This is a genomic window from Pseudomonas sp. GW821-FHT01E05 (assembly GCF_059422425.1).
In genome coordinates this window covers 288,411-311,418 of sequence record NZ_JBWKWW010000008.1, presented here as the reverse complement: position 1 = coordinate 311,418, position 23,008 = coordinate 288,411, and the positions used below count along the sequence as shown (strand labels likewise).

The 23,008-nt window shown below is 58.0% G+C and carries 23 protein-coding genes; 10 read left to right on the top strand and 13 right to left on the bottom strand.

Annotation, left to right across the window (positions count from 1 at the left end; genetic code table 11):
* Positions 1 to 39: 39 nt before the first annotated feature.
* The 5 genes from AC07W5_RS19830 to AC07W5_RS19810 all read right to left on the bottom strand — a co-directional run bounded on the left by AC07W5_RS19830 (position 40) and on the right by AC07W5_RS19810 (position 4,624).
* A complete protein-coding gene (locus AC07W5_RS19830; protein ID WP_108232517.1) occupies positions 40 to 819 on the bottom strand; it encodes an amino acid ABC transporter ATP-binding protein in 780 nt (259 codons plus the stop codon).
* 2 nt (positions 820 to 821) lie between these two features.
* A complete protein-coding gene (locus AC07W5_RS19825) occupies positions 822 to 1,595 on the bottom strand; it encodes an amino acid ABC transporter permease (protein WP_007941905.1) in 774 nt (257 codons plus the stop codon).
* A gap of 12 nt (positions 1,596 to 1,607) precedes the next feature.
* Positions 1,608 to 2,414 (bottom strand): ABC transporter substrate-binding protein, encoded by an 807-nt coding sequence (locus tag AC07W5_RS19820; protein WP_108232518.1) that lies wholly within the window; start codon positions 2,412 to 2,414, stop codon positions 1,608 to 1,610.
* Between the two features lie 72 nt (positions 2,415 to 2,486).
* Complete coding sequence (locus AC07W5_RS19815; RefSeq protein ID WP_495013587.1) at positions 2,487 to 3,155, bottom strand: GntR family transcriptional regulator; 669 nt, start codon at positions 3,153 to 3,155, stop codon at positions 2,487 to 2,489.
* A 584-nt stretch (positions 3,156 to 3,739) separates the two neighbouring features.
* Positions 3,740 to 4,624, bottom strand: coding sequence for a LysR substrate-binding domain-containing protein (locus AC07W5_RS19810; protein ID WP_495024169.1), 885 nt, complete (start codon positions 4,622 to 4,624; stop codon positions 3,740 to 3,742).
* 159 nt (positions 4,625 to 4,783) lie between these two features.
* On the opposite strand from AC07W5_RS19810, the gene AC07W5_RS19805 reads away from it, so the two are divergent.
* Both AC07W5_RS19805 and AC07W5_RS19800 read left to right on the top strand, forming a co-directional pair.
* Positions 4,784 to 5,692, top strand: coding sequence for a DMT family transporter (locus AC07W5_RS19805; protein WP_495024168.1), 909 nt, complete (start codon positions 4,784 to 4,786; stop codon positions 5,690 to 5,692).
* An 83-nt stretch (positions 5,693 to 5,775) separates the two neighbouring features.
* A complete protein-coding gene (locus AC07W5_RS19800; RefSeq protein ID WP_495024167.1) occupies positions 5,776 to 5,907 on the top strand; it encodes a hypothetical protein in 132 nt (43 codons plus the stop codon).
* 129 nt (positions 5,908 to 6,036) lie between these two features.
* On the opposite strand, the gene AC07W5_RS19795 is transcribed toward AC07W5_RS19800, so the two are convergent.
* Positions 6,037 to 6,879, bottom strand: coding sequence for an NAD-dependent protein deacetylase (locus AC07W5_RS19795; RefSeq protein WP_495024166.1), 843 nt, complete (start codon positions 6,877 to 6,879; stop codon positions 6,037 to 6,039).
* Between the two features lie 356 nt (positions 6,880 to 7,235).
* Between AC07W5_RS19795 and glsB the strand changes: the two genes are divergently transcribed.
* Positions 7,236 to 8,144, top strand: a complete 909-nt coding sequence (glsB, locus tag AC07W5_RS19790; RefSeq protein ID WP_494992169.1) for a glutaminase B — start codon at positions 7,236 to 7,238, stop codon at positions 8,142 to 8,144.
* A 76-nt stretch (positions 8,145 to 8,220) separates the two neighbouring features.
* On the opposite strand, the gene AC07W5_RS19785 is transcribed toward glsB, so the two are convergent.
* Both AC07W5_RS19785 and AC07W5_RS19780 read right to left on the bottom strand, forming a co-directional pair.
* A complete protein-coding gene (locus AC07W5_RS19785; RefSeq protein ID WP_494992168.1) occupies positions 8,221 to 8,922 on the bottom strand; it encodes a VIT1/CCC1 transporter family protein in 702 nt (233 codons plus the stop codon).
* Between the two features lie 204 nt (positions 8,923 to 9,126).
* Positions 9,127 to 9,567 carry a CBS domain-containing protein gene (locus AC07W5_RS19780; protein WP_494992167.1) on the bottom strand — a complete coding sequence of 147 codons (441 nt, stop codon included), beginning with the start codon at positions 9,565 to 9,567 and terminating at the stop codon, positions 9,127 to 9,129.
* Between the two features lie 612 nt (positions 9,568 to 10,179).
* On the opposite strand from AC07W5_RS19780, the gene AC07W5_RS19775 reads away from it, so the two are divergent.
* The 4 genes from AC07W5_RS19775 (at position 10,180) to AC07W5_RS19760 (ending at position 12,492) form a co-directional block, all read left to right on the top strand.
* Positions 10,180 to 10,773, top strand: coding sequence for a cytochrome b/b6 domain-containing protein (locus AC07W5_RS19775; RefSeq protein WP_494992166.1), 594 nt, complete (start codon positions 10,180 to 10,182; stop codon positions 10,771 to 10,773).
* 3 nt (positions 10,774 to 10,776) lie between these two features.
* Complete coding sequence (locus AC07W5_RS19770) at positions 10,777 to 11,550, top strand: molybdopterin-dependent oxidoreductase (RefSeq protein ID WP_494992165.1); 774 nt, start codon at positions 10,777 to 10,779, stop codon at positions 11,548 to 11,550.
* A 68-nt stretch (positions 11,551 to 11,618) separates the two neighbouring features.
* Positions 11,619 to 11,882, top strand: coding sequence for a hypothetical protein (locus AC07W5_RS19765; RefSeq protein WP_494992164.1), 264 nt, complete (start codon positions 11,619 to 11,621; stop codon positions 11,880 to 11,882).
* Positions 11,883 to 12,039: 157 nt separating this feature from the next.
* Positions 12,040 to 12,492 (top strand): hypothetical protein, encoded by a 453-nt coding sequence (locus tag AC07W5_RS19760; protein ID WP_495013582.1) that lies wholly within the window; start codon positions 12,040 to 12,042, stop codon positions 12,490 to 12,492.
* 311 nt (positions 12,493 to 12,803) lie between these two features.
* Here the strand turns inward: AC07W5_RS19760 and AC07W5_RS19755 are convergent, their stop codons facing one another.
* From AC07W5_RS19755 to AC07W5_RS19735, 5 genes are all read right to left on the bottom strand, one after another.
* The gene (locus AC07W5_RS19755; RefSeq protein WP_495013606.1) at positions 12,804 to 13,901 is read right to left on the bottom strand and encodes a polyamine ABC transporter substrate-binding protein; all 1,098 of its coding nucleotides are present in this window, start codon (positions 13,899 to 13,901) and stop codon (positions 12,804 to 12,806) included.
* Between the two features lie 216 nt (positions 13,902 to 14,117).
* Complete coding sequence (locus AC07W5_RS19750; protein ID WP_494992161.1) at positions 14,118 to 15,002, bottom strand: ABC transporter permease subunit; 885 nt, start codon at positions 15,000 to 15,002, stop codon at positions 14,118 to 14,120.
* On the bottom strand, positions 14,999 to 15,880 hold the full coding sequence (locus AC07W5_RS19745; protein WP_494992471.1) for an ABC transporter permease subunit: 882 nt from the start codon (positions 15,878 to 15,880) through the stop codon (positions 14,999 to 15,001). Before AC07W5_RS19745 ends, AC07W5_RS19750 begins: the two co-directional genes overlap by 4 nt.
* A 29-nt stretch (positions 15,881 to 15,909) precedes the next feature.
* Entirely contained in the window at positions 15,910 to 17,052 is a 1,143-nt protein-coding gene (potA, locus tag AC07W5_RS19740) for a polyamine ABC transporter ATP-binding protein (protein ID WP_494992160.1), read from the bottom strand.
* Between the two features lie 330 nt (positions 17,053 to 17,382).
* Positions 17,383 to 18,159: a gamma-glutamyl-gamma-aminobutyrate hydrolase family protein gene (locus AC07W5_RS19735; RefSeq protein ID WP_494992159.1), complete on the bottom strand. Its 777-nt coding sequence runs from the start codon at positions 18,157 to 18,159 to the stop codon at positions 17,383 to 17,385.
* A gap of 279 nt (positions 18,160 to 18,438) precedes the next feature.
* Between AC07W5_RS19735 and AC07W5_RS19730 the strand changes: the two genes are divergently transcribed.
* The 3 genes from AC07W5_RS19730 (at position 18,439) to AC07W5_RS19720 (ending at position 22,851) form a co-directional block, all read left to right on the top strand.
* Positions 18,439 to 19,815: a glutamine synthetase family protein gene (locus tag AC07W5_RS19730; RefSeq protein ID WP_494992158.1), complete on the top strand. Its 1,377-nt coding sequence runs from the start codon at positions 18,439 to 18,441 to the stop codon at positions 19,813 to 19,815.
* 209 nt (positions 19,816 to 20,024) lie between these two features.
* A complete protein-coding gene (locus tag AC07W5_RS19725) occupies positions 20,025 to 21,515 on the top strand; it encodes an aldehyde dehydrogenase (protein WP_495024165.1) in 1,491 nt (496 codons plus the stop codon).
* Between the two features lie 52 nt (positions 21,516 to 21,567).
* Positions 21,568 to 22,851 carry an NAD(P)/FAD-dependent oxidoreductase gene (locus tag AC07W5_RS19720; protein WP_494992470.1) on the top strand — a complete coding sequence of 428 codons (1,284 nt, stop codon included), beginning with the start codon at positions 21,568 to 21,570 and terminating at the stop codon, positions 22,849 to 22,851.
* Positions 22,852 to 23,008 lie beyond the last annotated feature (157 nt).

The following is a 23,008-nucleotide window of genomic DNA, read 5'->3' as shown; positions in this document are numbered from 1 at the left end:
CCGGTTCCATTGCCGGGTAAAAAACCCTGACTGAGAAGGTCACAGCACGCGGCTGAGAAAGGCCCGAGTTCGCGGGTGTGTCGGTCGACTGAAGATCTGCTCCGGCGGCCCCTGCTCAATCAATTCGCCCTGATCGAGGACCACCACGCGATCAGCGACTTCTCGGGCAAAACCCATTTCATGGGTGACCACTACCATGGTCATGCCGTCATCGGCCAACTGCTTCATCACCTGCAGGACCTCGCCGACGGTTTCCGGATCCAGGGCGCTGGTAGGCTCGTCGAACAGCATGGCTTGAGGTTTCATCGCCAGCGCCCGGGCGATCGCCACGCGCTGTTGCTGCCCACCGGACAACATCGACGGGTAATGCATGGCCTTGTCCGCCAGACCGACCCGGGCGAGCAAGGCCCGGGCCTGTTCCAACGCTTCGGCGCGTGGCACACCGAGCACCTGGATCGGTGCCTCAATGATGTTTTCCAGCGCGGTCATGTGGGGGAACAGATTGAAACGTTGAAAGACCATTCCGATGTCCCGACGCTGGCGAGCGATGTTGCGCTCGGAGTCGCGCACCAGGCTGCCGTCGGCGCGCTCGCGGTAGCCCATGGAGCGACCGTTGACGCGTATGCGCCCGCCTTGAATGTCTTCCAGCAGATTGATGCAGCGAATGAAGGTGGTCTTGCCTGACCCCGATGCACCGATCAACACCACCACTTCACCGCGCCGCACCTGCAAGGAAATCCCCTTGAGAATCTCCAGGTTGCCGAAAGACTTATGAATGTCCAGGGCCTCGATAATCAGTTCTTCACTTTTGTGCGCCATGCTTAACGCCCCCTCAGCAATTTGAGCGTGCCGCGGCCAAACATGCGACTACCAGCCGCTGGTGGTGCAGGTCGATCGGACTGTCCGAAACGCGCTTCCAGCCAACGCTGGAAGAAGCCCCAGAGGGTGGTCAGCAGCAGGAAATAAATCGCCACCACCAGGTACAGTTCAAATACCCGGAATGTCGCCGACGTGACCATTTGCGTACTCAGCAGCAACTCCTGCACGCCAATCACGCTGACCAGCGTCGTATTCTTGAGCATCACGTTGAATTCGTTGCCCAACGGCGGAACGATGACCCGGAACGCCTGAGGCAAAACGATACGCCGCATCAGTTTGGCGAAGGTCATGCCCAGCGAACGCCCAGCCTCATACTGCCCCTTGTCGACGGCACCGATCCCGGCACGAATGATCTCGGCCATGTAGGCGCCTTCATTCAGGCCCAAGGCGATGATCGCTGCCTGAATATTGCCCGGCACCACCAAACCAAACAGTTCCACGTCCTCGAAACGGAAGATCCCGCCGGCCGCCAATGCGGTATAGAGAAAAACGATTTGCACCAACAGCGGCGTGCCGCGCATCAGCCACACATAGAACCGTACCGGCAGGTTGAGCAACGGGTTGCGCGACAGACGCATCAGCGCCGCTGCCAGCCCAAGCACGCAGCCCAACGCCATTGCCAGCACACTGATCAGGCAGGTCAACCAGAGCCCAGTGAGGTACACCCCGCTGGGCTGCAAAAGGTATTGCCAGAACACATCCCAATTGAAATTCATCGAGCGCTCGCCTCAGTCGAGTGTGTCGCTGGAAACATGCCATTTGCTCAACAACTGCACGTAACTGCCGTCGCTGCGCATGTCACTGATGATCTGCTGTACTGCGGTGGTGAGCTGGGAATCATCCTTGCGGGTCCCTAAACCCGTAAGAATCCGGCTGAAGGCTGGCACCCCCTCCTCGAACAGATCAGGCGCCATTGCGGCGTAGTAACCTGCTGTTTCTACGGTGGTGCCGTAAGCGTCCACCTGACTGATACGCAGCGCCTGAAAGGCGTCAGTGTCACTGTTGTAAACCACCAGTTTCATCGGTGTCTTGCCGGCCTTGGTGAGCTTTTCGTTCTCGGCGTCCAACAAGGTTTTGATCGTGGAGCCATTGAGCACTGCCACCTTGTGCCCAGACAGTCCATCCAGGGTTTTGATGCCCTTGGGATTGCCTTTGGGAACGACCACTGACTGGCTGGAATACATGTAGTTGACGATGTCGATCACCTCCCGGCGTTCGGGCTTGTCGAACAGCTGATCAACGATCATGTCGCACTGCTGGGCGAGCAATGCCGGCAGCAACCCGGAGAATGGAATGACCCGCCATTGCACCGGTTTGTCTCCCAGCCGTTTGGCGATTTCCAGCCCCAGATCGACAGTCAGGCCCCTGGGTTTTTGCGCCTCATCGAAAGACACCAAGGGTGGCGAGTCCATGCCCGAGCAATACGTGAGTTTTTCGGCCTTTTGCAGTCGTTCCGGCACTTGGGGCGTGGCGAATGCCCACTGTACGCAGAGTCCCAGGGATACAGCAGCAAGCAACACACGGCGTTTATGCATGACCAGACACTCCAGTTGTTTAGTAACGGGGCAGTACTCAAAGTCAACACACGGTCGGGCTCGAGCCCGATTCTATTTTTCCGATTGCAGGAACTGAATCAGCGCCGGCACTGTGCCTTCGATGTGCTGACGCACCACCGACTCGGCCTGGTCGGCATCGCCTGAGCGAATGGCATCAAGGATCACCGCGTGTTCCTGGCGGGCACTCAAGGGCTTTTCACCGTGCTGCAGCCACAGGCGCATGGGCGCCTCGATCAGCGAGTACAGGGCCGAGATTTGCTTCATCAGACGCGGACGGCCGCTGAGGCTGCACAGGTATTCATGGAAAGCCCTATGACGGCTGACCCATTCCGCGCTTTCGTCGCGGTAGTCATCCATCTCGTCCAGCATGCGTTCCAGAGCCGCAAGCTGACGCTCGCCGATCTTGCCCACGGCGACGCGGATGGCCAGGCCTTCAAGGGCACTGCGCATCTCGAAGACTTCGTGCAGTTCGTCGATGTTCAGACCGCTGACTATCGCCCCGCGGTTAGGCCGCAAGGTCACCAGGCCTTGAGCATCGAGGCGTCGGAAGGCTTCGCGCACCGGCATGCGGCTCATGCCGATCTCAGTGGCGATATCCTCGGCGATCAACCGGTCGCCTTTGCGGTAACGGCCGCCACAGATCGCTTCCAGCAGAAAGTTGTAAGCCTCCTCCTCGGCGGTCAGGGGCTGACGTTCAACGTAAGCGGGAGCGAATTGCATAAAGTCACCTTTTGCAGTTTTGTATCCAATTATCCATAGATTCAAAACAGCAGAAACCGTGCCAGGCTGCGTAGCACTGCTTCAAGCTCTTAATTGGAAAGGAGTTTCGACTCAAGAAGCGATGATCTTTAGATCGGCGTGGTACTCACCGTGTGCTACGAAATGGCCCAGTGCGCCCCAAATGGGTGAAAAATGGTATCCAGGTAACAAATCATTTCGCCGAATGCCCTCCGAAGTCTTTCGTTCCGTCACTTCAAGCGAATCCGCTTTTTTCAGCTCGGACACGCAAAGTGCAGCTTACGGCTCGGTGCATGGGAGAAATCGTCCTGGCTCAGGCTGGTACATGCGATCGGTTCTCGATCAGGGAGCCATAACCGAAAAAGCCCTTGGCGCGTTCTCTGGGTAATTGCACAGACTTGCCCACCCATTTGCATTCGGCCTGACCAGTCATTTGCAACGGATTTGACCAGCACGTTTCGCGGACATGACCGGCAGAGAACGACCCATAGTAGTCATTCGCTGCGGTCGGGTCATTCTGCGAACAATGATCACCGACGATTCGAGTTGCAATAACTGACGCAGTACTACCGTTGATCCATCAACCATTGCCGAACAGTCGCCAGGGCGGAAGGGGATTTCGCTTTGCGGGGCCAGAGCAAGTAATACCCAGCGTCGGTATGCAGTTCAGATTCAAACAGTCGGGTCAGCCGACCGGCATCAATGTCTGCCTGGACGAAGAAGTCATTGGCCAAGGCAAGCCCCTGGCCGGCAATTGCGGTCTCGATCGCCAGTGAGGTCTGGTTGAAACGCAGATTTTTCGGTGCGGCCTGCACCGGGTGTTCAAAAATCTGTGCGATAAATTGCGGCCAAAAGTTGTGGGCGTCATGCAATAGCGGGTAGCGCTGTAATTGGTCAAAGTCGCGTGGCATCCCGATTGATTCAATCAACGCGGGGCTGCCGACCGCCACGATTCGTTGCTCCAGCAGCATCTCGCTATTGAGACCAGGGCCGAAGGGTGGCCTACCGTAACGTATGGCGATATCGACGCCATCAGTCTGAAAGTGCGACAGGCGTTCAGTGGCCAGTACGCGCAGATCAATGTCCGAATGCAACTGGGTGAACGATGCCAGCTTCGGAATCAGCCATTTCGAAGCGAAGGTGGGTGTCACGCTGACGGTCAGGTGCGCAGGCTCCGGGCGAAGCGTCTGGGTGGCTTCAGAAATCAATTCCAGAGCATGGCGGATGCTCACACTGTAGCGCTGGCCAGCATCGGTCAGCATTAACCCACGGGGCAATCGCTCAAATAACTTCAGCTCCAGATTTGCCTCCAGGCCACGGATCTGCTGGGCCACTGCTGCCTGAGTGACTCCCAGCTCCTCGGCGGTCAGCCGGAAGTTCAGATGGCGGGCTGCAACCTCGAATACACGTACGGCATTGAGAGGCGGTAGGGGAAGGGTATCGTTGGACATGATGATAGAAATTCTACTGGATCAAGGAAGAAATACTGCATCGGTAGTGCGGTCACTGCACTGTTAGTCTGACCAACAGGCTATTCAAGCTAACAGGAAAGTTAGCGAACAGAAGCCCAGCCGATAGAAATTAAATCGCATGATCAAAGGGCCAGCGTCATGAAGAAAACCTCTTTTGTCCTATTTGTGCTGCTTGGCCTGGTATGGGGCAGCAACTTCATTTTCGTCAAATGGGCCGGCCACAGCATCTCACCGGTGCAAATCACGTTGCTGCGTGTGCTTTTCGGTTTCCTGCCAGTCCTCGCCTTCGCGCTGTACAAGGGCGCATTACGTTGGGCGCATTGGCGCCATGGGCATCATTTCGTGGTCATGTCCTTGCTGGCGACCGCTGTCTATTACTACGCCTTCGCCAAAGGCACTGTTTTGTTGCCCTCGGGCGTTGCCGGCATGCTCGGTGGAGCTATTCCGCTGTTCACGTTCCTGTGTGCCTGGCTATTTCTGCGTAGCGAGCCACTCAATGGGCTGAAGGTGCTGGGCATTGCGCTCGGTTTCATGGGGGTTCTGCTCATTGCGCAGCCGTGGTCGGCTGAAGGCGTAATCAATCCGAGCGGAATCGCTTACATGATGATCGGTTCGCTCAGCGTGGGTTGTTCGTTCGTTTATGCTCGACGGTTTATCAGCCCGCTCGGCTTGCCAGCGGTGGCATTGACGACTTACCAGATCGGTCTGGCGTTATTCTTTTTGCTTTTGGTCACGCCACTTGAAGGCATCACCCAGGTATTCGACGACACACGGGCGTGGGTTGGCCTGGTCTTCGGCTTGGGATTGCTGGGTACCGGTTTTGCCTATATCGCCTATTACCGCATCGTTGAAACGCTCGGCGCTGTGGCTGCGTCGGCCGTCAGCTATATCCCGCCGGTGGTCGCTCTGCTCATCGGGATCGCGATTGGTGAGCCGATTTCCATGAGCGCAGGCTTCGCCATCGCGACCATTCTCGCGGGAGTGGCCTGCGTACAATTCTCCAACCGACCACAGTCCAGAATGGCAACTGTTCAAAACAGCCGGTGATCGATCAAACGAGTGGTCATTACCAATGCAATCAGGTGGTCAAGTGGAGTGCAATTTCGCAGGAGCAGCAGAGGGCATTCTGCATGGTGCAGATGGCGTATGACCCCACTTACGTGGCGCTGTATCACCCGGAAGCGGGGGACACGGTATTCAAGCGCGGGCCGTGGCCCGATGAAGTCGCGCTGGAAATTACTGGCTTTGCCGGCCGAGGCTGATGCGTTGATCACCCTTGGCTGCCGCCGTGTCGGCGATGATGATTTCGCTCGGTATGTCCAGTCGGTGGCTTGCCGATCACGCGCCTGAGAACTGTATCCGTGCTTTCTGGCCGTAGGAGACCCACGGTTTCAGTGGCTGAGACGTTCAGCCATGAGCGGTAACAGTTGCTCGCAAGATGCCTCGATTTTCAGGTCCAGCAGATCGTCGGCGCGGGTTTTACCCAGGTTGATCGCGATCAGCGGCTTGTGCTGCTCGGCCATCGCGCGGCATAAGCGAAAGGCCGAGTAAGCCATCAGCGACGATCCCACCACCAGCAATCCCGCAGCCTGCTCGACGCAACGTATGGCCTTGGCGGCGGTGCTTTGGGCGACGTTCTCGCCAAAAAACACCACGTCCGGCTTTAACCGTTCGCCGTCACAGTGGGGGCAGTGGGGGACCTGGAATCGTGCTTCGAAAGCCGGGTCCAGCAGGGTATCGCCATCGGGTGCCTGAACGGCGTCGACCCCGGCCAGATAGGGGTTTTGCGCTTCCATGACGATCTGGATCGCATGCCGATCAGTACGTTGTCCGCAATCCAGGCAAACGACTTTATGCAGACTGCCGTGCAGTTCGATCACATCCTGGCTGCCCGCTTGATCATGCAAGGTATCGACGTTTTGCGTGATGAGCCCGGCGATACGTTGCTTTGCTTGCAACGTGGCCAGCGCCTCATGGGCGGCATTCGGTCGAGCCTGGCGGATCCGTGGCCAGCCCAGCATCGCTCGCGCCCAATAGCGCCGCCGCGATGCCGGTGCGCTGAGGAACTCCTGATACATCATCGGTGCCTTGCCTCGACGTACGCCCTCGTTGTCCCGGTAGTCCGGTATCCCGGAAGAGGTGCTGATGCCCGCGCCGGTCAGGACCAGCAATGGCTGCTCGGCCATCATGTGGTAAAGGGTGTCAAGAGGGTTGCTGAGCTGGCCGTCGATCATGTTGAATACCTATTCCAATACCGGATATGAACCGCTTTAAGAACAAGGTGCAGGCAGGAAAAGATAGTCTGCTTTGGAGCCAATGCGAAGCGGCTGCGGGCTTGCCTCAATCCGTAGCAGCTGGCGTAGCCTGCGTCCGGCTGCGCAGCAGTCGTAAAATCAGGCACTGCGGTATTCCAGACAAACCGTGGAAGCAGGATTTACGACTGCTGCGCAGCCGGACGCAGCCTTCGGCAGCTGCTACGGGTCGGTCCATCGCCTTCGTTATGCAACCACAACTGTGATCTTGAGATTGTCCCCGGCGTCTAGCGAAAGTATCCCCGCAGCCGCACGGGGAGTGGATACGGACCCCAAGCATGCAAGCGCTGTTGAACGAAATCCTTGATGCAGTTCGCCCCCTGATCGGTCAGGGCAAGGTGGCTGATTACATCCCGGCGTTAAGTAATGTGCCGGCCGAACAATTGGGCATTGCCGTCTATGGCAATGACGGCGAGCTTTTTTGCGCGGGCGATGCGCATACACCGTTCTCGGTGCAGAGCATTTCGAAAGTGTTCAGTCTGGTGCAGGCCATCGATCATTCCGGCGAAGCGATCTGGGAGCGACTGGGACACGAACCCTCCGGCCAGCCGTTCAACTCGCTGGTGCAGCTGGAGTTCGAGCGCGGACGCCCACGCAACCCGTTCATCAACGCTGGCGCACTGGTGATCTGCGATATCAACCAGTCACGTTTTGCTGCACCGGCGTTGTCGATGCGTGATTTCGTCCGACGTTTGTCCGGCAATATGCAGGTGCTGGTTGACGGGAAGGTCGCTGAGTCGGAATACCAGCACCGCGCCCGAAACGCGGCCATGGCTTACCTGATGCAATCGTTCGGCAACTTCCACAACGATGTTGAAGCGGTGCTGCGCAGCTACTTCAGCCATTGCGCACTGCGCATGAGTTGTGTGGATCTGGCCCGCGCGTTCTGCTTTTTGGCCAACGACGGTTTTTGCAAACACAGCGGCGCGCAAATTTTGACCCCGCGTCAAACCCAGCAGGTCAACTCGATCATGGCCACCAGCGGCCTTTATGACGAAGCCGGCAACTTCGCCTATCGCGTCGGCTTGCCGGGCAAGAGTGGTGTGGGCGGTGGCATCGTGGCGGTGGTGCCGGGGCGGTTTACCGTCTGCGTCTGGTCACCGGAACTGAACGCTGCCGGTAATTCGCTGGCCGGTATGGCCGCTCTGGAGTTGCTGAGTCAGCGAATCGGATGGTCGGTGTTCTAGGCGGGTGGGCGTTGCCGGGATGGGTGTCAACGTGCGGTCGATCACGATGATCGCTATGGCGCCCAGTCCGGTTCAGTCAGACCGCTGCACCGAATGAGATGCCCGCCAGCGCAGTAATCGCCATGGCGAGGGCTCCCCACAGTGTCACTCGCCATGCCCCCGGCAGCAGGCTGGCACCGCCAGCCTTGGCCGCAATAGCGCCTAATGTTCCCAGGAATACCAGTGACATGCCTGATATCCATGGAATAACGCTCTGAGTCGGAGCGAGGAACGTGACGGCCAGGGGCAATGCTGCGCCGACAAAAAAGCTGGCTGCCGAGGCCAGTGCCGCCTGCAGCGGTTTGGCGCTGAACGCATCGGAAATGCCCAGTTCGTCGCGAGCATGGGAGCCCAGTGCATCATGTGCCATTAATTGCGTAGCCACTTTTCTGGCCAGCTCAGGTTCAACGCCGCGATCCATGTAGAGGCTCGCCAGCTCATAGTGTTCAGCCAGAGGGTTGGTCTCAAGCTCTGTTTGTTCGCGCAAAAGATCGGCCCGTTCGCTATCCGCCTGGGAGTGCACAGAGACGTATTCTCCCGCCGCCATCGACATCGCACCCGCCACCAGCCCGGCAATACCGGTGATGAGCAATGTGCTGTGGGTGGCCTGGGCCGCGGCAACCCCGATCAAAAGACTCGCGGTCGATACAATGCCATCGTTGGCACCCAGTACCGAGGCGCGAAGCCAGCCGATCCGGTCGTTTCTATGGGACTCCGCGTGTCTGCGAAAGCGCTTCATCGTTGCAATCACCCACTGTCGTTGAGCCGACGCTGATCAACAGCCGGCATCTGTGAACGAGCCGGTGGTTCGCTGCTTCAGCGAGTTCCAATCTGCTCCTGGAGGCGTCCAGCGACAATCGATCCGACGTTGATTTGCTCGCGCAGCGTGTGCGTGTCATTCCCCAACGTTTGGCGACGACGGGATGTTCCACTGGACGCTCAACTAATCTCCGCGGATGTACTGTTCCAGTTGCCGGATCAGGTCGGCCTGCTCGGCGATGGCTTCTTTGACCAGGTCGCCAATGGACAGTAAACCCAGCAGTTGTCCGTTCTCCACCACCGGCAAATGGCGCAAATGACTGTCGGTCATGATGCCCATGCAGGTCTCGATGGTTTGATGGGAGTCCACCGTCACCACGGGCGAGCTCATGATGTCTCTGACAGGCGTGCCGACCGAGGACCGCCCATGCAGGACCAGCTTGCGCGCATAGTCGCGTTCGCTGATAACGCCGACCACCAGGCCATGCTCTAACACTGGTAGTGCGCCGACATTTTTCTCGGCCATCATCATGAGGGCTTCCAGCACCATCTGGTCCGGGGCGATAGTGTGGACTTGCTGGTTGTGCTTGACCTTTAACTTCAGAAGTTGGGCAACGGTCTTCATGCGGGCCTCTCCAGTGCTGAACTTGGGGCGGCCGCGAACCGCCCTGACGGTCTATACAGAATCGTAGAGATACGCCAACAGGGCAAGGACCAAAGCGGCACACACACAATCAAAAAACGTCATCGAGGTGTTTTTTTGCATTCGCCGCAGCTCGGCGGCAACCAGGTTGATTTCGGCGCGCTACTATTGCGGCTTCGGCAACGGAGTCGAGCTGGATCTGCTGCACAACTTCACGCAGCGGACTCACCGTCACAGGTTCTGTGAGCTACAGTTGTTGTACTGCCTCCTCTCTATGGACTCCTTTGGTTGAGAGGCTGGTCTTGGGTGCCGACGTCAGGCACCTTTTTTATTTTCATCGGCTGAGCGTTATCCGCACAGCTGGTCAGTCGCAGGCCTGGGTTAGCCTGCGGTGTGGCGTTGAGTGCGCCAAATGCCCGGACGAATAATAAAAAACGGCGCCTGAAAGCCGATGCTAGTCTTGGTAGATACGTCGACAGGTCGGCGCTGTTTGCGACTCCAGTGGAGTCGCCGGTTAAAAAGGGGGGATTGAGCCAGCACACTTCGTGGTGGCCGGGGGGGATTGGCCGGCACTGTACCGGCAGGATAGGGATTATGAGTAGCTCCCAGACTATTCACCCGATTTGGCTCCGGCTGACCCACTGGGTCAACGTCATCGCGGTCATCATCCTGGTGATGAGCGGCTGGCGTATCTACAACGCCTCTCCGATTTTTTCCTTTCAGATTCCCGCTGGCATCACTCTGGGCGGCTGGTTGGCGGGTGCACTGCTTTGGCATTTTGCGGCGATGTGGGTACTGGTCATTAATGGCATTCTTTACCTTCTGCTCAATATTTTTTCCGGGCGCATCGCCTACAAGTTTTTCCCGATACGCCCTGGCGAAGTCTTTCATGATTTGCTGGCCGCCCTCAGGGGCAAACTCGCCCACGCTGACTTGCGGCAATACAACTCCCTGCAAAAACTCGCTTACCTCTTTGTCGTACTCGATCTGATTGTGCTCGTGCTCTCGGGCCTGGTGATCTGGAAGTCGGTGCAGTTTCCGCTGCTCAGGGAGCTGATGGGGGGGTATGACTCGGCGCGTATCGTGCATTTTGTCTGCATGGCCTTGCTGGTCGCCTTTATCGTGGTGCATCTGGTGATGGTGGCCCTCGTGCCGCGCACACTGGTTGCCATGCTGCGCGGACACTGAACCATGGTCAGGAAAATTAAAAAAGACGGGCTTGATGAGTCCGCCATCATCCAGTCGGTGGCGCTGGAACTCGACCTGCCCGCGCGTAGACAATTTCTTCGCCATGTCTGGACGCTGGGTGGGATTGCCTTGCTGACGGGCTGTCGTCTCGATGACGACGACTCCGTGGAGTCCATGCTGAAAATGGTCTCGCGCTTCAACGACAAGGTGCAGGCGGCGCTATTCGATCCGCGCAGGTTGGCACCGACTTATCCTGAGTCGATGATGACACGCCCATTTCCGTTCAACGCCTATTACGACCGCGATGGCATCCCGGACATCGAAGGCGATGATTTCAAACTCGCGGTTGGCGGTCTGGTCCAGGATAAACATAGCTGGACCCTCGCCGAGCTGAACCAGTTGCCGCAAACCAGTCAGGTCACGCGCCTGATATGCGTGGAGGGTTGGAGCGCCATCGGCAAATGGGGTGGGGTGACTTTTTCGACTTTTCTGCAACGTGTGGGCGCCGACACCCGTGCCAAATATGTCGGACTCAAATGCGCCGATGACTATTACACCAGCATCGACATGCCCACCGCTCTACACGCGCAGACTCTGCTCACCCTGAGCTATGACGATCAGGTGTTGCCGGCGGAATACGGTTACCCCCTGCGGCTGCGTATGCCGACCAAACTGGGTTTCAAGAACCCCAAACATGTTGTGGAGATTTTTGTGACCAATGATTACCCCGGTGGCTATTGGGAGGATCAGGGTTACAACTGGTTCAGTGGCAGTTGAGTGATCGACTGTCCTGAAAATCGGCGCGTTGCGGCTGTCGTTAACGCGAACTATAGAGGAAGAGTGACATGAAAAAGCTGATTGCTACTGCGGTTGCCGCCGTTGTTCTGGGGCTGGCCGCCGCCCCGCTGATTGCAGCTGAAACAGGTACGGGTGATATGTACAAGGAGTCGATGGACAAGGGGACGATGAAAAAGGATGAAATGAAAAGCTCTACCGCGAAGACCAAGCACCACTACAAGACCAAGGGCGACAAGATGAAGAGTGGCGCCATGAAAAAAGACAGCATGGAAAAAAAGGATGATATGAGCAAAGACACGATGAAGCAGTAGGGCGCCCGGTCGCTCCAGCTAAACCGGCAATGTCAGACAATTGCCGGATGGAGCACTGTCGTGTACTGGAGAACCCGGTCGGGTGCTCGCAAGAGCAACGGATGCTCCGGACACACTGGCTAGTAGGGTCTGAGACATCCGATGCCGGAGGCAGGACATGAGCCGAGCCGTCAGGTTTTCAGTCGCGCCTTTCGTTTTGCTCGGCGTCCTTTTTTCAGGCGCCTGCAATCAAAACGAAACGTCTGAGAAGGCTTCGTCTGGCATCGAAAAGTCTGTCTCTGGAAGTTGGGTAGAAGGGACATGGAATCCTTCTTCGAAGGAGCAGGCACTTCCCGAGTTCCAGCTGTCAGGTGAGAAAATCACCCTGGGTCAGTGTGCCTTCTCTGTGCAGAGCCTGCTGAGTCATGATGAAAAACACGCCTATATCGTGCTCAAAAGAGGCAGTGCCTGCCCAATTGACCACGCGCCCGGCAATGTTGTTTTGACGCAAAGCGGGCACTGTCAGGCGCAGGTCGATATGTATGTTTCAACGGAGGACATCCATAAAGGTTCCCCAGAGCATACCGGGATGTACAGCAAGTCCGGCTGCTCTGAAGCCGCTCCTCAGTGATCAGTCAGCGATGTCCACCTGAGTCGTCCCGGGTTTCGGGGCCAAAGGGAAAAAAGGCGCCCGAGGGCGTAATGCCAGTCAGTTAAGGAAATGAGGTCTATGTAGGAGCGAGCTTGCTCGCGATGGACGTTAACGATAACGCGTGTTTTCTGGATAAACGCGTCGCCCTTGAGTCCATCGCGAGCAATCGAGCGTCGACCGGCTGCTCCTACATAGACCTCATCAGGTGAAGCCGTTCATGTTGATGCCGCGTTGGTAAGTCGCTGCATGAACGGAGTTGCGTATCGCGCCCGCAAAGGCGCGCTGGTTGTCTATTTGCCCAGTTTTACTCGTGTCCATCCGCGCGTCATCAACCGCTGGGTAGCGATGGGCAGGTCGGGTATTGCATAGAGCGTGGCCATTACCTCTTGCGGTGGATACGAACCTGGATCGTCACGAATCGCCTCATCAACCAATGGCGTGGCTGCTGAGTTGGCGTTGCTGTAACCCACGCTGTTGGTGATCTGGGCCATGATGTCCGGGCGCATCAGGAAGTTCATGAACAGGTAGGCGTTTTCGACGTTTGCCGCGTCCCTGGGGATGGCGACCATGTCATAGAAGCTGCCCGCACCTTCTTTCGGGATGCTGTAGGCGATGTTCACGGTGTCACCCGCTTCCTTGGCGCGCGCCTTGGCCTGGAGCACATCACCAGAGTAACCAACGGCTACGCAAATGTTGCCGTTGGCAAGATCCGAGATGTATTTGGATGAATGGAAGTAGGCCACCGATGGGCGGATTTTCATGAACAGCGCTTCGGCCTCGGCGATCTGCTGCTTGTCCCGGGAGTTCACCGGGTAGCCCAGATAGTGGAGGGCGGCCGGCAACATCTCGGTAGGCGAGTCCAGGAAACTGATGCCGCAGGATTTCAGTTTTGCCGCGTTTTCCGGTTTGAACAGCAGGTCCCAGGAGTTCACCGGTGCGTCTTTGCCCAAGGCCTGCCTGACCTTCTGCGGGTTGAAGCCGATACCGATCGAGCCCCACATGTAGGGGAAGGCGTGGCTGTTATCGGTGTCGCTGACGGAGGCATTTTTCAACAGTGTCTGGTTGAGGTTTTTCCAGTTGGGCAGCTTTGACTTGTCCAGCGGCTGATAGACCCCGGCCTTGATCTGCTTGGCCAGAAAACTGTTGGAGGGCACGACGATGTCGTAGCCCGACTTGCCGGCGAGCAACCTGGCCTCAAGGGTTTCATTACTGTCGAACACATCGTAGACGACACTGATACCTGTCTCGTCTTCGAACTTTTTGACGGTGTCCGGTGCAATGTAATCCGACCAGTTGTAAACGCGTAGCACCTTGTCATTGGCCTGGGCGCAAGTGACGACCGCGCCCAATAAGGACAGTGTAAGCAGAGTCCTGCCAAACATATTCATGCGTACAACTCCATTTTTATCGTGTAATTCGCGGCGCCATCATTGAAACGCGGCTGCTAGTGGCCTGTACGGCTAGTTCGTTAGCTCAAATTCGGATGCCAGAAGTCCATAGCCAAGGCGCTGTGACGAGTCATAGCCCGCTATGGCGAGGAACAGCAACGCAGGATATGGGCTTCTGGCGCCGAAGTTGACTAACAGAACTGGCCACACGGGCCACTAGGCAGCCGCACCCGCTAGTTGTTGCTCAGGTTGTTTCCAGGATTCGCTCGTGGTCTGTTCCATGGCTTCTTGAATCGAGCGTTTGCGATTGGCTTCGGCCCTGCGACCGAAATACCAGACCAGGAACGTGATCAAAGAGACAGCCAGCAGAATCAGACTGGCCACGGCGTTGATCTCGGGTTTCACGCCCAGACGCACTGCCGAGAAGACTTCCATCGGCAAGGTCGTCGAACCCGGACCCGACACGAAGCTGGCCAGCACCAGGTCGTCCAGCGACAGGGCGAAGGACATCATGCCGCCTGCCCCCAGCGATGGCGCGATCATCGGGATGGTGATCAGGAAGAACACCTTCCACGGCCGCGCACCAAGGTCCATGGCCGCTTCTTCGATGGACAGGTCCAGCTCACGCAAGCGTGCCGAGACCACCACCGCCACATAGGCTGCACAGAACGTCGTGTGGGCGATCCAGATGGTGACAAGGCCACGTTCCTGGGGCCAGCCGATCAGCTGCGCCATGGCCACGAACAGCAGCAACAGCGACAGACCGGTGATCACTTCGGGCATCACCAGGGGTGCGGTCACCAGGCCACCGAACAGTGTGCGTCCCTTGAAGCGGGTCACGCGGGTCAGCACGAAGGCCGCCAGGGTGCCCAACGCCACCGCCGCAATGGCGGTGTAGCAGGCGATTTCCAGCGAGCGCACCACTGAGCCCATCAGCTGGGTGTTGTCCAGCAGGCCGACATACCACTTCACCGACCATCCGCCCCACACGGTCACCAGCTTGGAGGCGTTGAACGAGTAGATCACCAGAATCAGCATCGGCGCGTAGATGAACAACAGGCCGAGTACCAGCATCAGTCTTGAAAACCCGAAACGGTTCATGCCCGTCCCTCCATCTCTTTGGCTTGGCTGCGGTTGAAGAGGATGATCGGCACAATCAGAATCGCCAGCATCACCACAGCCAGGGCGGACGCCACCGGCCAGTCACGGTTGTTGAAGAACTCTTGCCACAGCACGCGGCCGATCATCAGGGTTTCCGGCCCACCGAGCAGTTCCGGGATCACGAACTCACCCACCACCGGGATGAACACCAGCATGCAGCCGGCGATGATGCCGTTCCTGGCCAGCGGCACGGTGATTTTCCAGAAACTGTTGAAGGTGCTCGAACCCAGGTCCGATGCGGCTTCAAGCAGGCTCTGGTCATGCTTGACCAGGTTGGCGTAGAGCGGCAGGACCATGAAGGGGAGGTAGGCGTACACCACCCCGATGTACACCGCGGTGTTGGTGTTCAATATTTCTATGGGCTGCTGAGTCAGGCCGGTCCACATCAAGAATGCGTTCAGCAGACCGTTATTGCTCAAGATACCCATCCAGGCGTAAACCCGGATCAGGATCGCCGTCCAGGTCGGCATCATGATCAGCAGGATCAGCACGGTCTGCGTCTCCTTGCGGGCCCTGGAGATGCCATAGGCCATCGGGAAGCCAATCAACAGGCACATCAGCGTGCTGAAAAAAGCGACCTTCAGCGAGCCCAGGTAGGCAGAGATGTACAGCTCATCACCGACCAGCAGCGCATAGTTACTGATGTTCAGAAACAGTTGGAATTTCTGCTCGGCGAAGGTGTAGATCTCCGAGTAGGGAGGAATGGCCAAGGCTGCTTCGGAGAAGCTGATCTTCATCACCAGGAAGAACGGCAGCATGAAAAACAGGCACAGCCACAGGAAGGGAATACCGATGACGACTTTACGACCACTCGGTATCAGGCGCTGAATCCGCTTATTGATAGTGATCATGAGCGCAGTACCACGCCGCTGTCGTCTTCCCACCATACATAGACTTCGTCGTCCCACGTCGGGCGTGCGCCGCGGCGTTCAGCGTTGGCCATGAACGACTGAACGATCTTTCCACCGGGCAATTGCACATAAAAGACCGAATGCCCACCCAGGTAGGCGATGTCGTGAACCTTGCCTTTGGACCAGTTGTAGCGGGTCTCGGGCTTGATCGTGGACACCAGCAACTTCTCTGGGCGAATGGCATAGGTGACAGACTTGTCTTGCACAGAAGTGCTGACGCCGTGGCCCACGTAAATCTTCTGCTCGAGGTCCGGGCTCTGAATGATGGCGTGACCTTCCTGGTCTTCGGTGACGAAACCGTCGAACGCATTCACGTTGCCGATGAATTCGCATACCATGCGGCTGACGGGGGCTTCGTAGATATCGACCGGACTACCGATCTGGGCAATCCAGCCCAGGTGCATGATGGCGATGCGCTGGGCCATGGTCATGGCCTCTTCCTGATCGTGGGTCACCATTACGCAAGTCACGCCGACCCGCTCGATGATCTCGACCAGTTCGAGCTGCATCTGCGAGCGCAGCTTTTTATCCAGTGCGCCCATGGGCTCGTCGAGCAGCAGCAGCTTTGGTCGCTTGGCCAGGGAGCGCGCCAGCGCCACTCGCTGACGCTGACCACCAGAGAGTTGATGCGGCTTGCGTCTGGCGTACTGGGTCATATGAACCAGCTTGAGCATTTCTTCGACGCGGGCTTCGATTTCGCTGGCGGGAAGCCGGTCCTGCTTCAGGCCAAAGGCAATGTTCTGCGCCACGGTCATGTGCGGAAACAAGGCGTAGGACTGGAACATCATATTGATGGGCCGCTCATAGGGCGGCATGTCGGTAATGTCTACGCCATCGAGGTAGATCCGCCCTTCGGTCGGGCGCTCGAAGCCTGCCAGCATCCGCAGGAGTGTCGATTTGCCTGAGCCTGAGCCACCCAGCATCGCGAAGATTTCACCCTGGTGGATATCCAGGGAGACATCGTCGACGGCAGTTGTCTCGTCGAATTTCTTGGTTACGCGGTCGACTTTAACCAGCACCTTTTTTGGGTGCGGGTTGCCTTCTAGAGCCTTCCTGTAAGTGCTGGAGGCGTTTGCCATGTAAAACTCCCAACCGGTGTCAGTAGTCCGGCCAAAGCGGCCTGACTTAATAGTTGATTGCAAACCCGCGCCAGGGGCCCCTGTAGGAGCCGAGCTTGCTCGCGATGGCGGCCTGACAGTCAACATTGATGTCGACTGTCAGGGACTCTTCGCGAGCAAGCTCGGCTCCTACAGGGTTACCCGTGCCGGTCGGGCTAATTCGGCGCCGCCGTCCTGGCTGCCTGGTCGTACTTGTTGTTATTGCGGTTTGTTGTTTTCGTGAGTCACGGATGCGCAAGGGCGCGCCCGCCAGACTCACGAGGGCAGTAAATTGATTAATCGAGTTTTAAGTCAGCGCGTATTACGCAGCGCCGCGCGTTGCCGGCACGCGTCGCCAAACGCCTGGAAAATACTCAAGTAGGGAGGGTTCGACAGGACCTGCCATTCCGGGTGCCATTGCACGCCAACGGCAAATGCCTGGCCGTGCTCGACAGGCCCTCTATCAACAGAGAAGGCCTCGATCAATCCATCGGGCGCGATGGCTTCGACCCGTAAACCGGGTGCCAGCCTGTCGATGCCTTGGCCGTGAATGGAATTGACCTGAATCACCGGGGGCAGGTCGAGTGCCGCGAACACGCCGCCAGGTTGAACATTGACGGCATGCGCCGGGGCGTACTGGACGGCCAGGTCAGGATGATCGGCTTCGCGATGATCCATGAAGGTGCCGGTTTCGTGGACCTTCTGATGAAGGCTGCCACCGAACGCCACGTTCATTTCCTGAAAGCCGCGGCAGATGCCGAGCACTGGAACGCCCGCCGCCACGGCTGCACGTAACAAGGGAAGGGTGGTGCCGTCGCGCTGAGGATCGTGTGCCGTCCCCGGTTCGCTGGCTGGGCCCTGATAGTGGAATGGCTCCACGTTGGAAGGCGAGCCGGTAAACAGCAGGCCGTCCAGATGCTCGAGCAGACCGTCTATATCGGTCAGTTCAGCCAGGGAAGGAATGATTACCGGGAGCCCCAGTGCAGCAACGCTGACAGCACGTACGTACTTGTCTGCGCTGACATGGTAGGGATGCAGCCCAATATCTTTGACGCACGCAGTAACGCCGATCAATGGCTTGAGTGCCATTTTTATCACCTCGAAGTTTCACACTTGAACGAGCTTTTCCGGAGCTTAGCCTTGTTGATTTTAATTAACAACTCTCATGTAAAAAATTCTAAACGGAAAAGGAGCTGGGGATCTGAGCTGGCGCAGGCTTTAGGCAGTAAAACGGTCGATTAGCGGCTGACACGGCAAATAAATTCAACGCTGATGGTGCTCTGTTCGCTATTGACTTCACTTTGCCTTTCGGATTGACTGGGCTCGTGAAAGGGCGGTGAACATAATAATTAACATAATAGGTGCATCATGTCGGTACCCCTGCGTGCCGTTCAGCTCAACGAAGCGAACGCATTCCTTAAGAAACATCCTGAGGTTTTGTACGTCGACCTTCTGATTGCGGATATGAACGGCGTGGTGCGCGGTAAGCGCATCGAGCGCACCAGTCTCCACAAGGTCTACGAAAAAGGCATTAACCTCCCGGCCTCGCTGTTTGCCCTGGATATCAACGGCTCTACAGTAGAAAGCACAGGTCTGGGCCTGGATATCGGCGACTCTGACCGAATCTGCTATCCCATCCCCGGCACCCTGTGCATCGAACCCTGGCAGAAGCGCCCGACCGCGCAACTGTTAATGACCATGCACGAACTCGAAGGTGAACCCTTCTTCGCCGATCCTCGCGAAGTGCTGCGTCAGGTCGTGAGCAAGTTCGATGCAATGGGCCTGACCATCTGCGCCGCATTCGAGCTTGAGTTCTACCTGATCGACCAGGACAACGTGAACGGTCGTCCGCAGTCGCCACGTTCGCCGGTGTCCGGCAAGCGTCCGATGTCGACTCAGGTGTATCTGATCGACGATCTGGACGAATACGTCGATTGCCTGCAAGACATCCTTGAAGGCGCGAAAGAGCAGGGCATCCCTGCCGACGCCATCGTCAAGGAAAGTGCGCCGGCGCAGTTCGAAGTGAACCTGCATCACGTTTCCGACCCGGTGAAAGCCTGCGATTACGCGGTGCTGCTCAAGCGTCTGGTGAAGAACATCGCCTACGACCATGAGATGGACACCACCTTCATGGCCAAGCCTTACCCGGGCCAGGCGGGCAACGGTCTGCACGTGCACATTTCGATCCTTGATAAAGAAGGCAACAACATCTTTGCCAGCGAGGATCCCGAGCAGAACGCCGCATTGCGTCACGCGATCGGCGGTGTGCTCGAGACCCTGCCGGCGCAGATGGCCTTCCTCTGCCCGAACGTCAACTCCTACCGTCGTTTCGGCGCACAGTTCTACGTGCCGAATTCGCCGAGCTGGGGCATCGACAACCGTACCGTTGCGGTACGCGTTCCGACGGGCTCGGCTGACGCCGTACGTATCGAGCACCGGGTCGCCGGCGCCGACGCTAACCCGTACCTGTTGATGGCGTCGGTCCTGGCCGGCATTCACCACGGCCTGACCAACCAGATCGAGCCGGGTGCACCGGTTGAAGGCAACAGCTACGAGCAGAACGAACAGAGCCTGCCGAACAACTTGCGCGATGCCTTGCGCGAGCTGGACGACAGCGAAGTCATGGCTCGCTACATCGACCCGCTGTACATCGATGTGTTTGTGGCGTGCAAGGAAAGCGAACTCGCCGAGTTTGAAAACTCCATTTCAGACCTTGAGTACAACTGGTACTTGCACACGGTCTGAGGCGAACAACCTGTAGGAGCTGTCGTTCACATTTGTTGTGCCCGACACACTACCCTTGTAGGAGCCGAGCTTGCTCGCGATGGCGGCGGATCAGTCAACATTGATGTCGCCTGACACACCGCCATCGTCGGAACGCCGCCCGGAACAAGCTCAGCTCCTACATGGCATCAGTCCGACGACTACTTATTTCTCTGCGTTGAGTCACTTCAATGGCAATTACTCGCAGCGACTGGGAGCAACGCTTTCAGTCCTTGACACTAGAAGGCCGGGCATTCATTGACGGCCAATACTGCTCGGCACTCAGCGGCGACACCTTTGAATGCATGAGTCCGGTGGACGGTCGCTTCCTGGCGAACGTCGCCAGCACCGACGAAACCGACGCGAATGTGGCGGTGCAGGTTGCGCGTCGCACGTTTGAGTCCGGCGTCTGGGCCAGACTGGCCCCGGCAGAGCGCAAGCGCATCCTCATTCGTTTCGCCGATCTGATTCTGGATCACCAGGAAGAACTGGCGCTGCTGGAAACGCTGGACATGGGCAAGCCCATCAGCGACTCCATGGCCATCGACGTACCCGCGACCGCCAATGCGATCCGCTGGAGCGCCGAGGCGATCGACAAAATCTACGACGAAGTGGCGGCGACGCCGCACGATCAGTTGGGCCTCATCACTCGTGAACCGGCGGGCGTGGTCGCGGCCATCGTGCCGTGGAATTTCCCGTTGATCATGGCCAGCTGGAAGTTCGCGCCAGCCCTGGCGGCGGGTAACTCGTTCATCCTCAAGCCTTCGGAAAAATCGCCGCTGACGGCGATCCGGATTGCTCAGCTGGCGCTGGACGCGGGGATCCCCAAAGGGGTGTTCAACGTCCTGCCGGGCTTCGGTCACACCGTTGGCAAGGCCCTGGCCTTGCACATGGATGTCGATGTGCTGGCGTTCACCGGCTCGACCGCGATTGCCAAGCAACTGCTGGTCTACGCCGGGCAAAGCAACATGAAACGCGTATGGCTTGAAGCAGGGGGGAAAAGCCCGAACGTGGTATTTGCCGATGCGCCGGACCTGCGCGCGGCAGCACAGGCAGCAGCCAGCGCAATTGCCTTCAACCAGGGTGAAGTCTGCACCGCAGGTTCGCGTTTGCTGGTGGAGCGTTCGATCCGCGAGCAGTTCATTCCGCTGCTGGTGGAAGCACTGCAAGCCTGGAAACCGGGGCATGCCCTGGACCCGGCGACAACGGTCGGCGCAGTGGTTGATCAGCGCCAGCTGGAATCCGTGCTGCGTTACATCGACGTTGGCAAGGAGCAGGGCGCTCGACTGATCGCGGGTGGCAAGCGCACCCTCGAAGAAACGGGCGGCCTGTACGTTGAGCCGGCGATTTTCGATGGTGTGACCAACGCGATGACGATTGCCCGGGAAGAGATCTTCGGCCCGGTGCTGTCGCTCATCACCTTCGACACCGTTGAAGAAGCCCTGCACATCGCCAACGACAGCATCTTCGGTCTGGCGGCCGGTGTCTGGACCAGCAACCTGAGCAAGGCCCACACCTTCGCTCGCGGTTTGCGTGCCGGCAGCGTCTGGGTCAACCAGTACGACGGTGGCGACATGACTGCGCCGTTTGGTGGGTTCAAACAGTCGGGTAACGGTCGCGACAAGTCGTTGCATGCGTTCGACAAGTACACCGAACTCAAAGCGACCTGGATCAAGCTCTAACATTTTCACAGCAGCGGTCGCCGGCATCTGCGTGCGACCGCTCGGGAATTCAATCATGCAAAAACATGTAAACAGCTACTACGCCGCGACCCGCAACGAGACCATCGATTTTCCGGTGCTCGATCAACTGGTCGAGTGCGATGTCTGCGTGATCGGCGCGGGCTACACCGGTTTGTCCTCGGCACTGTTTCTCGCAGAAGCGGGCTACAGCGTCACGGTGCTGGAAGCCGCCAAAGTCGGCTTCGGCGCCAGCGGTCGCAACGGTGGTCAACTGGTCAACTCCTATAGCCGTGACGTCGATGTCATCGAGCAGCGCTACGGCGACAAGACCGCAGAAATCCTCGGCAGCATGATCTTCGAAGGCGCGGACATCATTCGTTCGCGCATAAAACAGTACGACATCAAGTGCGACTACAAGCCTGGCGGTATTTTCGCGGCGCTGAACAAGAAGCAGCTCAAAGGTCTGGCCGAGCAAAAAAGCAGCTGGGAGCGTTACGGCAACCAGAACCTGAAAATGCTCGACGCCAAGGACATCGCCAAAGAAGTCGGCTCGGACAACTACATCGGCGGCCTGCTGGACATGCAGGGCGGTCACGTACACCCCTTGAACCTGGCCTTGGGTGAGGCAGCCGCCATCATTGGCCTGGGCGGGAAAATCTTCGAGCAATCCGGTGCGCTCGAAATCACCTACGGTGAGCCGATTGTCGTCAGAACCGCCAAGGGCGTGGTGCGGGCCAAGTACTTGCTGATTGCCGGTAACGCCTACCTGAACCAGGACCTCGACGCCCGTGTGACGCGCAAGAGCATGCCGTGCGGTTCGCAGATTGTGGTCACCGAGCCGTTGTCGGCCAAAGTGGCCAAGAGCCTGATCAGCAACAACTACTGCGTCGAAGACTGCAACTACCTGCTCGACTACTACCGTCTCACGGCCGATAACCGCCTGCTCTACGGCGGCGGCGTGGTCTACGGCGCTCGCGAGCCGGATGACATCGAGCAACTGATCAAGCCGAAAATCCTCAAGACCTTCCCGCAGCTCAAGAACGTGAAGATCGACTACCGCTGGACCGGCAACTTCCTGCTGACCATGTCGCGCATGCCGCAGTTCGGCCGTATCGAAAAGAACGCCTACTACATGCAGGGCTACAGCGGTCACGGCGTCACTTGCTCGCACCTGGCCGGCAAACTGATCTCGGAAATGATCCGCGGCGACGCCGAGCGCTTTGACGCGTTTGCGTCCTTGCCACACATGCCGATGATCGGCGGCCGAACCTTCCAGGCGCCACTGACCGCCATGGGCGCCGCGTATTACGCGCTGCGTGATCGTTTCGGCATCTAAGCGGCGCAATCCATGTGGGAGCGAGCCTGCTCGCGATGAGGTCGACACATTCAACATTGATGTCGCCTGACACACCGCCATCGCGAGCAAGCTCGGCTCCCACAGGGATTGGCGGGTGTGCACAGGCTCTGCAAGCATCACTGATCAAGTGTGGGAG